General features: G+C 59.0%; 12 protein-coding genes. 7 read left to right on the plus strand and 5 right to left on the minus strand.

What is annotated here, in order from left to right; translation table 11 throughout:
* The first annotated feature begins 38 nt into the window (after nt 1-38).
* The 5 genes from pip to infB all read left to right on the plus strand — a co-directional run bounded on the left by pip (nt 39) and on the right by infB (nt 6,522).
* Nucleotides 39-1,028 carry a prolyl aminopeptidase gene (gene pip, locus J3R80_RS06850; RefSeq protein WP_275393019.1) on the plus strand — a complete coding sequence of 330 codons (990 nt, stop codon included), beginning with the start codon at nt 39-41 and terminating at the stop codon, nt 1,026-1,028.
* Nucleotides 1,029-1,160: 132 nt separating this feature from the next.
* Nucleotides 1,161-1,745: a ribosome maturation factor RimP gene (gene rimP / locus J3R80_RS06855; protein ID WP_275393020.1), complete on the plus strand. Its 585-nt coding sequence runs from the start codon at nt 1,161-1,163 to the stop codon at nt 1,743-1,745.
* A gap of 4 nt (nt 1,746-1,749) precedes the next feature.
* Nucleotides 1,750-3,363 (plus strand): transcription termination factor NusA, encoded by a 1,614-nt coding sequence (gene nusA, locus J3R80_RS06860; RefSeq protein ID WP_275393021.1) that lies wholly within the window; start codon nt 1,750-1,752, stop codon nt 3,361-3,363.
* Between the two features lie 22 nt (nt 3,364-3,385).
* Nucleotides 3,386-4,024, plus strand: a complete 639-nt coding sequence (locus J3R80_RS06865; protein ID WP_275393022.1) for an RNA-binding protein — start codon at nt 3,386-3,388, stop codon at nt 4,022-4,024.
* Nucleotides 4,021-6,522, plus strand: a complete 2,502-nt coding sequence (infB, locus tag J3R80_RS06870) for a translation initiation factor IF-2 (RefSeq protein WP_275393023.1) — start codon at nt 4,021-4,023, stop codon at nt 6,520-6,522. The genes J3R80_RS06865 and infB overlap by 4 nt, the downstream gene beginning before the upstream one ends.
* A gap of 309 nt (nt 6,523-6,831) precedes the next feature.
* On the opposite strand, the gene mutT is transcribed toward infB, so the two are convergent.
* The 3 genes from mutT to J3R80_RS06885 are packed head-to-tail and all read right to left on the minus strand — an operon-like array spanning nt 6,832 to nt 9,466.
* Nucleotides 6,832-7,230: an 8-oxo-dGTP diphosphatase MutT gene (gene mutT, locus J3R80_RS06875; RefSeq protein WP_275393024.1), complete on the minus strand. Its 399-nt coding sequence runs from the start codon at nt 7,228-7,230 to the stop codon at nt 6,832-6,834.
* Between the two features lie 19 nt (nt 7,231-7,249).
* Nucleotides 7,250-8,551 carry a bifunctional glutamate N-acetyltransferase/amino-acid acetyltransferase ArgJ gene (gene argJ / locus J3R80_RS06880; RefSeq protein ID WP_275393025.1) on the minus strand — a complete coding sequence of 434 codons (1,302 nt, stop codon included), beginning with the start codon at nt 8,549-8,551 and terminating at the stop codon, nt 7,250-7,252.
* 18 nt (nt 8,552-8,569) lie between these two features.
* Complete coding sequence (locus J3R80_RS06885; RefSeq protein WP_275393026.1) at nt 8,570-9,466, minus strand: peptidylprolyl isomerase; 897 nt, start codon at nt 9,464-9,466, stop codon at nt 8,570-8,572.
* A 180-nt stretch (nt 9,467-9,646) separates the two neighbouring features.
* On the opposite strand from J3R80_RS06885, the gene secA reads away from it, so the two are divergent.
* Together secA and J3R80_RS06895 are read left to right on the plus strand one after the other, a co-directional pair.
* A complete protein-coding gene (gene secA / locus J3R80_RS06890) occupies nt 9,647-12,319 on the plus strand; it encodes a preprotein translocase subunit SecA (protein ID WP_275393027.1) in 2,673 nt (890 codons plus the stop codon).
* Nucleotides 12,320-12,406: 87 nt separating this feature from the next.
* Nucleotides 12,407-13,966 carry a phosphate ABC transporter substrate-binding/OmpA family protein gene (locus J3R80_RS06895; protein ID WP_275393028.1) on the plus strand — a complete coding sequence of 520 codons (1,560 nt, stop codon included), beginning with the start codon at nt 12,407-12,409 and terminating at the stop codon, nt 13,964-13,966.
* A gap of 2 nt (nt 13,967-13,968) precedes the next feature.
* Here J3R80_RS06895 and radC read toward each other — a convergent pair whose 3' ends face one another.
* Complete coding sequence (gene radC, locus J3R80_RS06900; protein ID WP_275393029.1) at nt 13,969-14,742, minus strand: DNA repair protein RadC; 774 nt, start codon at nt 14,740-14,742, stop codon at nt 13,969-13,971.
* A gap of 52 nt (nt 14,743-14,794) precedes the next feature.
* Nucleotides 14,795-15,937, minus strand: coding sequence for a molecular chaperone DnaJ (dnaJ, locus tag J3R80_RS06905; protein ID WP_275393030.1), 1,143 nt, complete (start codon nt 15,935-15,937; stop codon nt 14,795-14,797).
* Nucleotides 15,938-15,951: the final 14 nt, after the last annotated feature.

Genomic DNA, 15,951 nt, shown 5'->3' on the forward strand with positions numbered 1-15,951 from the left:
TGATGGCGGGCGCGGCCGGGTCAATATATAGATGACATATGGACAAGGCCGCAGGAAAAAACAACGCCACGCCCCGGCTCTATCCGTCGATTGATCCGTTTGATCGGCGCATGTTGGATGTGGGTGACGGGCATCGAATTTATGTCGAGCAAAGCGGCAATCCGCACGGCATTCCCGTTGTGGTGTTCCACGGTGGGCCGGGGGGTGGATCGTCGCCTGCAATGCGGCGGTTCTTCGACCCCGACGATTATCGCATCATCCTGTTTGACCAACGCGGCTGTGGACGTTCGCGGCCCCATGCCAGCATCGAGGCGAACACCACGTGGCATCTGGTTCAGGATATTGAACAGATTCGGCTGACCCTTGGCATTGACCGCTGGGTCGTGTTCGGCGGCTCCTGGGGGGCGACGCTGGCGCTGGTCTATGCGCAGACGCACCCGTCCCGCGTGGCATGGCTGGTGCTGCGCGGTGTGTTTCTGGCGACGCAGGTCGAGCTGGATTGGTTCTATGGCGGGGGTGCCGGGCGGTTCTGGCCCGAGCTGTGGGAGCGGTTCGAAAGCCTGATTCCCGAAGACGAGCGTCACGACATGATCGCCGCCTACAACCGGCGTCTGTTCTCGGGCAATTCGAGCGAAGAGGCGCGCTATGCCAAGGCCTGGACCGGGTGGGAAAACGCGCTTGCTTCGATCCAGAATGCGGGCACGGCAATCGACAGCCCGGCGGATTATGCGCGCGCTTTTGCCCGGCTGGAAAACCACTATTTCAGCCATGGCGCGTTTCTTGAGACCGACGGCCAGATTCTGCGCGATATGCCAAAGATTGCCCATATTCCCGGCACCATCGTGCAGGGTCGGCACGATATGATCTGCCCACCTACAACCGCCTATCAGCTACATCAGCGATGGCCGTCCTCGGACCTGCGGATGATCCACATGGCCGGTCACGCGCTGTCCGAGCGGGGCATCGCCGACGAGCTGGTGCGCACGATGCAGAAACTGGCCCGGCAAAGGGATACGCTGGGGGCATAGCAGACTCAGCTTGCATCCCCGCAGCATCTGACCTATATCCCCTTCAACAGCGGCGTTTCGGCCTCCACCCCCGAAGCTCCACCGGAAAATCCGACGGGCCCGCTGGCCCGTTTTTTTGTTTTGGAGATACGTGTGAGCAACCTTGTTGCCAAAGCAGCCATTGACCGGCGCCTTGCCGAGATCGTCCAGCCCGTGATCGAAGGGATGGGGTTCGAGCTTGTGCGCCTGCGCCTGATGGGTGGCAAGACGCCCACCTTGCAGATCATGGCGGAACGTCCCGATGGCGGGATCGAAGTTGATGAATGCGGTGATATCTCGACCGCTGTCAGCGCGGTTTTGGATGTCGAAGACCCGATTGAAGACAACTATACGCTCGAAGTCGGCTCGCCCGGCATCGACCGCCCCCTGACCCGCCTGAAGGATTTTCAGGATTGGGAAGGCTATGTGGCCAAGATCGAAACGTCCGAGATGATTGACGGTCGTAAGCGCTTCAAAGGCGAACTGGCGGGCGTTGAAGGCAACGACGTGCTGATCGAAATCGAAAATAAAGGTGAAACAGTCACGATTGGGCTTGATTTTGACTGGCTGTCCGAGGCCAAGCTGGTCCTGACAGATGACCTTATTCGTCAGGTTCTGAACCAGCGCAAAGACGCAGGCCAGATCGACGAAACGCAATTTGACGAAATTCAAGAAATCACCGGTTCCGAGGAGGACTGAACCCATGGCAATTACATCTGCAAACCAGTTGGAGCTGCTCCAGACCGCCGAGGCCGTCGCGCGTGAAAAGATGATCGACCCGGCGCTGGTGATCGAAGCGATGGAAGAAAGCCTGGCCCGTGCGGCCAAGTCGCGCTACGGCGCAGAGATGGACATTCGCGTGTCGATCGACCGCAAGACAGGCCGCGCCACGTTCACCCGTGTGCGCACCGTGGTCGAGGAAGAAGAGCTTGAGAACTATCAGGCCGAATTCACCGTCGAACAGGCCAAGCAGTATATGGACGACCCCAAAGTTGGCGACACGTTCGTTGAAGAAGTGCCGCCGGTTGAAATGGGGCGCATTGCTGCCCAGTCGGCCAAGCAGGTGATCTTGCAGAAGGTGCGCGAAGCCGAACGGGATCGTCAGTATGAAGAATTCAAGGACCGCGCCGGTACAATCATCAACGGTCAGGTCAAGCGCGAAGAATATGGCAACGTCATCGTCGATGTGGGCACCGGCGAAGCCATCCTGCGCCGGAACGAAAAGATCGGCCGCGAAGCCTATCGCCCGAATGATCGCATCCGCTGCTATATCAAGGACGTTCGTCGCGAAACCCGTGGTCCGCAGATTTTCCTGAGCCGCACCGCGCCCGAGTTCATGGCCGAGCTGTTCAAGATGGAAGTGCCCGAAATCTATGACGGTATCATCGAAATCAAGGCCGTCGCCCGTGACCCCGGTTCGCGTGCAAAGATTGCCGTGATCTCCTATGATGGCTCGATTGACCCGGTTGGTGCCTGTGTCGGTATGCGCGGTTCGCGCGTGCAGGCCGTGGTGAACGAACTTCAGGGCGAAAAGATCGACATCATTCCGTGGAATGAAGATCAGCCGACCTTCCTTGTGAACGCGCTTCAACCTGCCGAGGTGTCGAAGGTTGTTCTGGACGAAGAAGCGGGCAAGATCGAAGTTGTTGTCCCCGACGAGCAGCTGTCGCTGGCCATTGGTCGCCGGGGCCAGAACGTGCGTCTGGCGTCGCAGCTGACGGGTCTGGACATCGACATCATGACCGAGGCCGAGGAATCCGAGCGTCGTCAGGCCGAGTTCGCTGAACGCACCAAGCTGTTCATGGACACGCTGGACCTTGATGAATTCTTCGCCCAGCTTCTTGTTTCTGAAGGATTTGCAAACCTTGAAGAGGTTGCTTATGTGGAACTTGACGAGCTGCTGGTGATCGACGGTGTCGATGCCGCGACGGCAGAAGAGCTTCAAGCCCGTGCCCGTGACTATCTGGAAGCCCAGAACGCCAAGGCGCTGGAAAATGCCCGCGCGCTGGGCGTCGAAGACAGCCTGATCGCTTTTGAAGGTTTGACACCTCAGATGGTTGAAGCCTTGGCCGAGGACGGTGTGAAGTCTTTGGAAGATTTTGCAACCTGTGCGGACTGGGAGCTGGCCGGCGGCTGGACGACCGTCGATGGCGAGCGGTCCAAGGACGATGGGTCGCTTGAAAAATTCGGCGTCACCCTGGAGCAGGCGCAAGACATGGTGATGACCGCCCGCATCCTTCTGGGTTGGGTGGACCCTGCCGATCTTGAGGCTGAAGAAGCCGAAGAAGAAGCTGATACCGAGGAGGCCGAGGCCTGATTTCAGGCCTCGGAGGCGGCGCATGACGCGCGGTGGTCAAAACAAGCGGCCGGAAGAGCCGGAACGGCGCTGTATCGCGACCGGAGAAACCCAGCTCAAAGCCGGGATGATCCGTTTTGTCGTGGGGCCGGACGGGTCGATTGTGCCGGACCTTCTGGGCAAGCTGCCGGGTCGCGGGATCTGGGTGTCGGCGGATCGCGCCGCGTTAGAGAAGGCCGCCAAGAAGGGGCTGTTCTCGCGCGCAGCGAAGCAGCAAGTGACCGTCCCCGGTGATTTGCTGCCGATGCTTGAGACGGCGCTGGCGGATCGCGTGGTCCACCTGATCAGCCTTGCGCGCAAGGCCGGGGGTGCGGTCGCCGGGTTTGAAAAGGTGAAAGACTGGCTTGTTAAGGAACAGGCGGCGGTCTTGATCCAGGCGTCGGACGGGTCCGAGCGGGGCAAATCGAAGCTTCGCCCACCGCCCGGCCGTGACCGGTTCTTTACTTGCCTGACGGCAGATGAGCTGGGAATGGCCTTCGGGCGTGAAAATGTGATACATGGCGCGCTTGCGTCTGGTGGTTTGGCATCCCGTGTTGTAGAGGAAGCCAAGAAACTACAAGCGATGCGCGTGCAAGATAGCGACGGTGGCAACGGTCACCGGAAAGGTACGAAGACCAGATGAGCGATAATGACGGCAAAAAGACCCTTGGACTGCGTGGCGGTGGACGCCCCGGTCAGGTAAAGCAAAGCTTTAGCCACGGGCGGACGAAGAACGTCGTGGTCGAAACGAAACGCAAGCGCGTTGTCGTGCCCAAACCGGGTGCGGCATCGGGTTCTGGTGCGGCCTCTCCTTCCGCGGGTGATCCGAAGAAGCGCCCCGCTGGCATTTCAGATGCCGAGATGGAGCGCCGGATGAAAGCCTTGCAGGCCGCCAAGGCCCGCGAGACGGAAGAAGCCGAAGCCCGCGCAGCCGAAGAAAAAGCACGCGAGGAAGAGCGCAATCGCCGCCGCGAAGAGGCCGAGGCCAAGGAACGCGAAGAACGCGAGCGCGAAGAAGCCCTGAAAGCCAAGGCGGAAGAGGAAGAGCGCAAGAAGCGTGACGCCGAAGAAGCCAAGAAGGCGGCCAAACAGCCAGCCCCTGCCGCAGATCCTGCTGCCGCTCAGGCTGCCGAGCAGCGCGGCACAGGCAAAGCGCCGTCAGGGACACGCAAGAAAGACGACCGTGGCGGTGCCGCGGATCGCCAGAATCGCAACACCAAAGGTGCGGCGCGCGATGACGGTCGCCGTTCTGGCAAGCTGACCTTGAACCAGGCCCTGCGTGGGGGTGGCGATCGTCACCGCTCGGTCGCTTCGATGCGCCGCAAGCAGGAGCGCGCGCGCCAGAAAGCGATGGGCGAACAGGTCGATCGGGAAAAGGTTATCCGCGACGTTCAGTTGCCCGAAGCGATTGTTGTTTCAGAGCTGGCAAACCGTATGGCTGAACGTGTGGCAGATGTTGTCAAATCGCTCATGACCATGGGCATGATGGTGACGCAAAACCAAACGATTGACGCCGACACGGCCGAGTTGATCATCGAGGAGTTCGGCCACAAGGTTGTGCGCGTCTCGGATGCTGACGTCGAAGACGTGATCGACCAGATCGAGGACAAGGAAGAAGATCTTGTTGGTCGCCCGCCGGTCATCACCATCATGGGCCACGTTGACCACGGTAAAACCTCGCTTCTGGATGCGATCCGCAATGCAAAAGTGACCGCTGGCGAAGCTGGTGGGATCACTCAGCATATCGGTGCCTATCAGGTCAAAACCGACAGCGGTGCGGTGTTGTCCTTCCTGGATACGCCGGGCCACGCGGCCTTTACGTCGATGCGTGCCCGCGGGGCTCAGGTCACGGATATCGTGGTTCTGGTTGTCGCTGCCGATGACGCGGTCATGCCGCAGACCATCGAAGCCATCAATCACGCCAAGGCCGCCGACGTGCCGATGATCGTTGCGATCAACAAGATCGATAAACCTGCCGCCAACCCCGATCAGGTCCGCACCGAGCTTTTGCAGCACGAGGTGATCGTCGAAAAGATGTCGGGCGATGTGCAGGATGTTGAAGTGTCCGCCATCACCGGCCAGGGTCTGGACGAATTGCTGGAAGCCATCGCGCTTCAGGCCGAAATCCTTGAGCTGAAGGCCAACCCGAACCGCGCCGCTTCCGGTGCTGTGATCGAAGCCCAGCTTGATGTGGGCCGCGGCCCCGTCGCCACCGTTTTGGTGCAGAACGGGACGCTGAAGCAGGGCGACATCTTCGTTGTGGGCGAGCAGCATGGTAAAGTCCGTGCCCTTGTGAATGATCAGGGCGACCGCGTCAAAGAAGCCGGTCCATCTGTTCCTGTCGAGGTGCTGGGTCTGAACGGCACGCCCGAAGCGGGTGACGTTCTGAACGTCGTAGAGACCGAGGCGCAGGCCCGTGAAATCGCTGAATATCGTGAACAGGCCGCCAAGGACAAACGTGCCGCCGCAGGTGCCGCAACGACGCTGGAACAGATGATGGCGAAAGCAAAGGCCGACGAAGACGTCGCCGAGTTGCCCATTCTGGTCAAAGCCGATGTGCAAGGCTCTGCCGAAGCGATCGTGCAAGCGATGGAGAAGATCGGTAACGAAGAGGTGCGCGTGCGCGTGCTGCACTATGGTGTGGGCGCCATCACGGAATCCGATATCGGTCTGGCCGAGGCATCGAACGCCCCGGTGATCGGCTTCAACGTCCGCGCAAATGCGTCGGCCCGCAATTCGGCCAACCAGAAAGGCGTCGAGATCCGCTATTACTCGATCATCTATGACCTCGTGGATGACGTGAAAGCGGCAGCATCGGGCCTGCTGTCCGCCGAAGTGCGCGAGAACTTCATTGGCTATGCCGAGATTCGCGAAGTCTTCAAAGTGTCGGGCGTTGGCAAGGTTGCCGGTTGTCTGGTCACCGAAGGGGTCGCGCGTCGTTCCGCTGGTGTGCGTTTGCTGCGAGACAACGTGGTGATCCACGAAGGCACGCTGAAAACGCTGAAGCGCTTCAAGGACGAAGTGAAAGAGGTGCAGTCAGGTCAGGAATGCGGGATGGCGTTCGAGAATTATGACGACATCCGTCCGAACGATGTGATTGAAATCTTCGAACGGGAAGAAGTTGAGCGTACTCTGGACTAATGTCCGGTGTCAGGATGCAAAAAAGGGGACGGTTTGGCCGTCCCCTTTTTCGTTTGCCAACAGGCAATTCGCTGATGGATTAAGCTGCCTTGCGCTGCTCAACCGGGCGACCGGAAAACAGGCGGTCTTCCACCCGAACGACGATGCGTCCATCTGAAAGGTCGCGCACATACTGACCCTGAACCATTACACAACTTCCAAGTACAATCGTCCGCAGCATCTGAATTCTCCCAATCCATAGGTGCCGAATCAATGCAACCATAGCAGGTATTCGGCGCTTGGACACATTTTCGTCACAAGCTGCGCGGATTAAAGCCAATCTCGCAAAATAGGGATCAAGGGCAGGTCGGCGGGCGGCATCGGATATTCACGCAATTGGTCGACACGCGCCCAGCTAAGGGATTGACCTTCCTGCGGTTTTGGCTGGCCCTCCCACTTGCGACAGGCAAAGACGGGCATCAGCAAATGAAAATCATCATAGCTGTGACTGGCGAAGGTCAGGGGCGCAAGGCATGACGCCCATGTGTCGATATCAAGCTCTTCCTTCAGCTCGCGGATCAGCGCGTGTTCCGGGGTTTCGCCGGGTTCAACCTTGCCGCCTGGAAATTCCCACAGACCGGCCATGGATTTTCCTTCGGGCCGCTGGGCCAGCAACACCCGTCCATCGCGGTCGATCAGCGCAACGGCCGAGACAAGAACAATCTTCATTCTACGCCCCTGCCTGGTCCTATGACCGATAATCGGCGTTGATCTGGATGTAGCCATGCGTCAGATCGCAGGTCCAGACAGATGATGTGCCGTCACCTATGTTCAGATCGACGGCAATAACAAGCTCGTCACGCGTCATGTAATTCGCGCCGTCCTCTTCGCGATACTGCGGCGAGACCCAGCCGTTTTCCGCCACCAGTACGTCCCCGAACCGGATGGCCAGTTTGTCACGTTCGGCATAGGCGCCGGATTTCCCGATGGCCATGACCACCCGGCCCCAATTGGGATCCTCGCCCGCGATTGCTGTTTTCACCAGCGGCGAATTGGCAATCGCAAGTGCATGGGTGCGGGCGTCGGCGTCAGATTTTGCGCCGGTGACGCGCACTTCGACAAACTTGGTTGCGCCCTCACCGTCGCGCACCACCTGATGTGCCAGGTCCAGCATCACGTCATGCAGGGCGGATCGGAAAGCCTGATTGTCCTTCGCAACTTCGATGCCTGAGGCACCCGTCGCCGCCAGCAAAAGAGAGTCGGAGGTAGAGGTATCGCTGTCGACCGTGATGCTGTTGAAACTTGTTTCGGTCAGGTCTGACAGCATTGACTGCAGATCACCCTGCGCCACCTTTGCGTCAGTGAAGATAAACACCAGCATCGTCGCCATGTCTGGTGCGATCATGCCCGACCCTTTGGCGATTCCGGCGATGTGGACGGTCTGATCACCGATCTTGACCTCGGCCTTGGCGCCTTTGGCGAATGTGTCTGTGGTGCGGATGGCTTGCGCGGCCTGCTCCAACCCATCGGGCGCCAGCGTGCCCTTTAGCTCATCAATGCGCGCGGTGATGCGGTCATGCGGTAAGGGCTGGCCAATCACGCCGGTTGAGGCGGTATAGACCCTGTTTTTCGGCACTGACAGTGCTTTGGCAACCTCGGTCGTGATGGCATCGACCGATCCATCACCCGCAGCCCCGGTAAAAGCGTTCGAGTTTCCGGCATTGACCAATATGGCCGCACCTGCGGAGGCATCAGACCCGAGCTTGGACTGGCAATCCAGCACCGGCGCAGACCGGGTGGCCGATTTGGTGAATACACCCGCAATGGTCGTACCGGGTTGCAGTTCGGCCAGCATGACATCCAGCCGATCCGCGTATTTTACCCCTGCCTTGACGGCTGAAAATCTTGCGCCCGCAATGACGGGCAAATCCGGGAAAGATTTCGGTGCCAGCGGCGCGACGGCATGGGTGTGCGTCCGAGCCGCCTTTAGCTGTGCCTTCAATGTCTTCAGCTTGGCCTTCAGCTTCTTGATCTTGGCAGTCTTTCCCATGCCCGCACCCTTTGTGGTTTATTGGTCCAGAAGCGTCATATCACGCAATTTGGCCGGGTCGATCCCCTCAAGTGCGATGCGGTCAATTTTTGCGGCATCCAGAAGCGCCTTCAGGGCAGCTTCGACAGCGTCGTTTTCAACCTTGATGGTCAATTCGCTGCGGACGTCATCCAGCGTCGGCGCGCCTTTCATACGGGTTTCGTTCAGCTTGATCACATGCCAGCCAAACTGGGTCTGGACCGGGTCCGAGATGGCGCCGGCATCCATTTCCATCACGGCATCTTCGAAAGGTTTGACCATCATACCGGCACTAAACCAGCCCAAATCGCCGCCGCTGGGGCCTGACGGGCCGGTCGAATGTTCTTTTGCCAGCTCGGCAAAATCCGCACCGCCGCTTAGTTCTTCGATCAACTCCTTCGCCTTGTCCTCGGTCTCTACAAGGATATGCGCGGCGCTGAATTCCTGCGTCGGCTCGGCATTGGCGTATTCCGCATCATAGGCGGCTTGAAGCGCCTCATCGGTGACGGCGCTTGCAATCACCTCTTCCACCTTATCGTTGGCGGCCATTTCGCGGCGTTGGTTTTCCAAGCGGATTTCCGCACGATGGCTCAGTTCACCCATCGCCTGTCCCAGAACAGCCTGCTGAATCAACTGCTCGACAATGCCCGGCAAAAGCACGTCATCGGGCAATTGCTGAAACTGCTCGGGAAGGCTGGCCCGTGCGGCAACCAGATGCGCCATGGTGATGTCTTCGCCATTGACAGTGGCAACCACGGTATCACCCGTCACGTCGATCATTTCGACCGCCGGTTCCTCGGTTTGCACTTCGGCGGTGTCGGTATCCTGGGCGCTCAGCGGCAGGGCCAGACAAACAGATAAGGCAGTGGTCAGAAAAAGAGCGTTGCGGTTCAACATGTTTTTATCCTCAAAGCGGGCCGGTTTCCCCGGCAACATTGACAGTATTACACCCGACGCTTACATCGCTTGAAGGCTTGAGAGCGCTGGTTCTTGAGCCCCTAGATAGGGGGCTGGACAGGGACGGGCAAGTTCCCTCTGGTCACACCAGCGTCAGAACCGCATTGAGGCAAGAATAACATGCTTGGAAAAATCGCGCGTAAGGTCTTTGGCACCCCCAATGACCGTATGATCAAAGCGACCCGCCCGATCGTCGACAAAATCAACGCGCTTGAGGATGAGTATGCCGCCCTGACGGATGATGGCATCATCGCCAAGACGGAAGAGTTCAAGAAACGCATCGCGGATGGCGAGAAACTTGACGCGATCCTGCCCGAGGCATTCGCGAACTGTCGCGAGGCCGCAAAACGGGCGCTGGGCCTGCGCGCGTTTGACACTCAGTTGATTGGCGGCATCTTCCTGCACCGCGGCAACATCGCCGAAATGAAGACAGGCGAAGGCAAGACACTTGTCGCGACCTTTCCGGCTTATCTGAACGCGCTGTCCGGTGCCGGTGTGCATATCGTGACTGTAAACGACTATCTGGCGAAACGTGACGCGGAATGGATGGGCAAGGTTTATGGCGCGTTGGGGATGACAACCGGTGTCGTCTATCCACATCAACCGGATGATGAAAAACGCGCGGCTTACGCCTGCGATGTCACATACGCGACCAATAACGAACTTGGCTTCGATTATCTGCGCGACAACATGAAATCCGAACTGAAGGACATGTATCAGCGTGGTCACAACTTCGCGATTGTGGACGAGGTCGACTCGATCCTGATCGACGAAGCCCGGACACCCCTGATCATCTCGGGCCCGTCCGAAGATCGGTCCGAGCTTTATGTGACCATCGACAAGCTGATCCCCGAATTGACCGATGCGCATTACGAGATCGACGAGAAAAACCGCGGCGCCACCTTCACCGAGGAAGGCAACGAGTTTCTCGAAGGGCTTCTGCAGGCGCATGGCCTGCTGCCGGAAGGTCAGTCGCTTTATGATCCGGAAAGCACCACCATTGTTCACCACGTGAACCAGGGCTTGCGTGCGCACAAACTGTTCCAGCGCGACAAGGATTATATCGTGCGCGATGGTGAAGTTGTACTGATTGACGAATTCACCGGACGTATGATGGCCGGTCGCCGTCTGTCCGAGGGTTTGCACCAGGCCATTGAGGCCAAGGAAGGCTGCAAGACGCAGCCCGAGAACGTGACGCTCGCCTCGGTCACCTTCCAGAACTATTTCCGCCTGTACAACAAGCTTTCTGGCATGACCGGCACGGCGCTGACCGAAGCGGACGAGTTTGACGAGATCTATAAGCTGGGCGTGGTCGAAATTCCGACCAACCGCCCCATCGCGCGTGTTGATGAACACGATGCGGTCTATCGCACAACAGGCGAGAAATATGCCGCTGTGGTCGAGGAAATTCGCGCGGCCAACGAAAAAGGCCAGCCGATCCTTGTTGGCACAACCTCGATTGAGAAATCCGAGGAACTTTCGCGGCTTCTGACCGAAGCCGGCATCAAGCACGATGTCCTGAACGCGCGCCAGCACGAGCGCGAAGCTCAGATCGTCGCCGATGCGGGCAAGTTAGGCTCTGTTACAATCGCCACCAACATGGCGGGGCGCGGGACCGACATCAAACTGGGCGGCAACGTCGAGTTCAAGGTGATGGAGGCCATTGCCGCCGATCCTGACGGCAATCCCGACGAAATCCGCGCCAAGATCGAAGCTGCCCACGAGGCGGACGAGCAGGCAGTCAAGGATGCGGGTGGGCTGTTCGTTCTGGCCACCGAACGTCACGAAAGCCGCCGGATCGACAACCAGCTGCGCGGTCGCTCCGGCCGTCAGGGTGACCCCGGCAAATCATCGTTCTTCCTGTCACTTGAAGACGATCTGATGCGTATTTTCGGGTCCGAACGGTTGGAAAAAGTGCTGTCTACCCTTGGCATGAAAGAAGGCGAGGCGATCATCCACCCGTGGGTGAACAAATCGCTGGAACGCGCGCAGGCCAAGGTCGAAGGTCGCAACTTTGACATTCGTAAGCAGCTTCTGAAATTCGATGACGTGATGAACGATCAGCGGAAGGCGATCTTTGGACAGCGTCTGGAAATCATGGAAGCCGAAGACTTGTCGGAAATCGTTGGCGACATGCGTCATCAGGTCATCGACGATCTGGTCGACGTCCATATGCCGCCGAAATCCTATGCCGACCAGTGGGATACCGCTGGTCTGCAAGCAGCAGCGATCGAGAATCTGGGCTTTGAAGCCCCGGTGATCGACTGGGCCGCCGAGGAAGGCGTGGACGATGACAGCATTCGTGAACGGCTTTACGATGCCTCGGACGAGTTTATGGCGAAGAAGGCCGCCGAGTTCGGCCCGGAAACCATGCGCTCGATTGAAAAACAACTGGTGCTGCAAACCATCGACAGCAAGTGGCGCGAACATCTTCTGACGCTGGACCACCTGCGGTCGGTTGTTGGCTTCCGCGGGTATGCCCAACGCGACCCGCTGAACGAATATAAGAACGAAGCCTTCCAGCTGTTCGAGAGCATGCTTGATGGCTTGCGCTCTGACGTGACCAAGAAGCTGGCGCAGATTCGCCCGATGTCCGAAGCCGAACAGCAGGCGATGATGCAGCAGATGGTGCAGCAACAGCAGGCGTTGGCGCAGGCGGCGGACAACGCACAGGATGCCAAGGACGGGTTCGACGAAACCAATCCGGCCACATGGGGCAACCCGTCACGCAACGACCCCTGTCCTTGTGGATCGGGCAAGAAGTTCAAGCATTGTCACGGTCGTCTGGCCTGATCGCGCGCGCTGACAATATCAGTGGTTGAAATCCGACGCGCCAATTCGGATGATTGCGCAAGGGGTTTGCACGGGTTGGGGGGCGCCATGAACATTTTGCGCGCGGTCATCGCGATGGCATATGTGATGCTGGCAACCGGCCAGGCCGCTTTTGCGGACGACGTGACACTGACGTCGCGAGATGGCGCGATCGAGTTGACCGGCACCCTTCTGACCTTCGACGGCGAATTTTATCGCGTAGATACCGAGTTCGGCATCCTGACGGTCGACAGCTCTGGCGTCACGTGCGAAGGACCGGGCTGTCCCAGCCTTGGTCCGTTTGTGGCCGAGCTGACCATTTCCGGCGCCTACACCATGGGCGAAGTGTTGTTTCCCGCCTTGGTCGAAGGGTTCGCCCTGCGCGAGGGCTATGCGCTTAAACGTGAAGAGGTGTTGGGCATCGGAACGCTCTATACGCTCTATGATGGCGCTTCCGGGCAGGAACAGGCTCGCATTACGATCAAGTTGACATCAAGTGCCGAAGGGTTCGCGGACCTGCTTGGGCAGCAGGCCGACATGGTTCTGTCAATGCGGCAGGCATCGACCCGCGAACGCAGCATGGCGCGCGAGGCCGGCCTTGGCGACCTTCGGATCGCGCGGCAAAGCCGGGTGATCGCGCTGGATGCTCTGGTGCCAATCGTGTCCCCAGGCAATCCCGTGACCAAACTGTCCATCGCGCAGTTGGCGGCGATTTACGCCGGAAAGGTCAGGAATTGGAGCGAGCTTGGCGGCGAAGACGCCCCCATCACGCCGTATCTGATGGACATCGAAGAAGGCTTCGGTCCCGCGTTTATGCAACAGGTCATCGCTGCAAGCGGAGTGACTTTGTCCGATCGGGTGCGGTTTCATCCATCGGTTTCCGCGCTGAATGACGCCATTGCGAATGATCCTTTCGGCATCGCCATTACTTCGTTTATGCGCCCCGGTAATGGCGAGGTGGTGCAGCTTTCCGGCACCTGTGGTTTCCGCGTGCGGGCCTCGGCCCGGTCGATCAAGGCCGAAGATTATCCACTGACCATGCCGATGTATCTGTACCTGCCCGAACGCCGCTTGCCGCTTCTGGGGCGCGAGTTCCTGTCATATCTTCGCACCGACAGTGCGCAGTTCGTGACCCGCCGCGCGGGCTTTGTCGATCAGGCTTTGACGCGCATTCCTATGCAGGATCAGGGGGATCGCATGGCCAATGCCATTGCGGCGGCGGGGGACGAGGTTGCGCTTCCTGAGCTTAAGCGCATGGTGGATCTGTTCGACGGCAAGGATCGCATGTCGATCAGCTTTCGGTTTGAAGGCGGCTCAACCCGGTTGGATGCGCCCTCCCGCTCTAACGTCGCGCTTCTGGCCAAGGCCTTGGAAAGCGGTCGCTTCGATGGGCATCAGATGGTGTTTGTCGGATTTTCCGATGGGCAAGGGGCGGCTGCGCAGAATCTGGATCTGGCACGCAAGCGGGCCACAGCGGTGCGCGAGCAGGTCTTGGCGCAGCTTGAAGCCTTTGACGACACCCGCGTGGATTTACAGGTTGATGCGTTTGGCGAAGCGATGCCAATGGCCTGCGACGACAGCGCATGGGGTCGCAGTGTCAACCGTCGGGTCGAAATCTGGGTTGATTGACCCTATAGATAACCAGACCCCCGAAAGCTGAGTTCTGTAGATTTCCCGATGATCAGATGATCGTGCAGCGCCAGCCCCAAAGCGGTTGCCGCGTCATTCACCTGCTGGGTCATCTGGATATCGCTGTCCGAGGGTGTGGGGTCACCTGAAGGGTGGTTATGCACAAGGATGATTGCCGACGCATTCAGCTCCAGCGCCCGCTTGACCACCTCGCGTGGGTAAACTGGTACGTGATCAACGGTGCCCTGCCCTTGTGCCTCGTCCGCGATCAACACGTTCTTGCGATCCAGAAACAACACACGAAACTGTTCGGTATCGCGATGGGCCATGGTGGTATGGCAATAGTCCAGAACCGCATCCCAGGATGAAATCACATGCCGCTGTATGACGCGGCTGCGCGCCATGCGCTGCGCGGCGGCTTCCACGATCTTTAGCTCGGTGATCACCGCATCGCCGATGCCCGGCACGTCTCGCAGGCGTTGTACGGGTGCCGTCACCACGCGGTTGAAGTCGCCAAAGGTGTCCAGCAAGCAGCGCGCCAGCGGCTTCACGTCGCGTCGTGGAATGGCGCGGAACAGTACAAGTTCCAGCATCTCATAATCCGGCATGGCCTGCGCCCCACCGGACATGAACCGGTCGCGCAGGCGTTTGCGGTGATCTTTGATATAGGAGGGCAACTTGCCGTCCTTCACCGCCACAGGAAGAACGGGGGCTTCGTCTGCATCAAACAATGCCTGAGGCATTTCGTCGAATTGGAATTGTCTGCTCTCGGTCATGAGAGCAGACTGCACCAAGATTGGTAAATGAAGGGTTAACCGATGAGGTTCGTTAACCCTTCATCCCGTCCCAGAAGCTTTTGACCTTCGTAAAGAAGGACGAGCTTTCGGGGTTGTTCTCTTCCGACAGTTTTTCGAACTCGCGCAGAAGCTCTTTTTGCTTCGTGGTCAGGTTCACCGGTGTTTCCACGGCAAGCTCGATATACATGTCGCCGCGTGGGCCACCGCGCAGGCCGGGCATGCCTTTCGAGCGCAGACGCATCTGCCGCCCCGACTGGCTGCCAGCCGGGATTTTCACGCGTGACCTGCCACCGTCTATGGTCGGCACTTCGATGTCACCGCCCAGCGCCGCAGAGGCCATGGAAACAGGCACACGGCAATGAAGATGCGGGCCTTCGCGGTCGAAGATCGGATGCTCGGCCACGTCGATGAAGATGTAAAGGTCACCCGTTGGGCCGCCACGCAAGCCGGCTTCGCCTTCGCCGGACAGACGGATCCGTGTGCCGGTTTCAACACCTGCCGGGATGTTGACGGACAAAGAGCGTTCTTTGTGCTTGCGCCCAGCCCCACCGCAGCTTTTGCAGGGGTTCTGGATCATCTGGCCGGTGCCTTGACAGGTTGGACAGGTGCGCTCGACCGTAAAGAATCCTTGCTGCGCGCGGACCTTGCCCATGCCAGAGCAGGTTGGGCAAACCGTGGGTTCAGCACCCGCTTCGGCACCCGTCCCATTGCATTCGTCACAGGACACAGATGTCGGCACGTTGATGGTTTTTTGCAAACCGGCAAACGCCTCTTCCAGCGTCACGCGCAGGTTGTAACGCAGGTCAGACCCACGCTGGGCACGCGCACCACCGCCACGTCCGCCCCCCATGAAGTCGCCGAACAGGTCGTCGAACACATCGGAAAACGCACTGGCGAAATCGCCATTGCCGCCATGATGCCCGCCACCGGGACGACCACCCATGCCACCATCGAAAGCGGCATGTCCAAACCGGTCATAAGCGGCTTTTTTATCGGCGTCTTTCAGGACGTCGTAAGCCTCGTTCGCTTCTTTGAACTGGGCTTCTGCATCGGGGTTGTCCGAGTTGCGATCGGGGTGAAGCTCTTTCGCCTTCTTGCGATAGGCCTTCTTCAGCTCCTCCGCAGATGCGCCTTTCGACACGCCGAGAACTTCGTAATAATCACGCTTTGACATGGAAATCTCCCTTT

It is taken from the genome of Aliiroseovarius sp. Z3 (assembly GCF_029105185.1).
In the GTDB taxonomy this organism is placed as follows: domain Bacteria; phylum Pseudomonadota; class Alphaproteobacteria; order Rhodobacterales; family Rhodobacteraceae; genus Aliiroseovarius.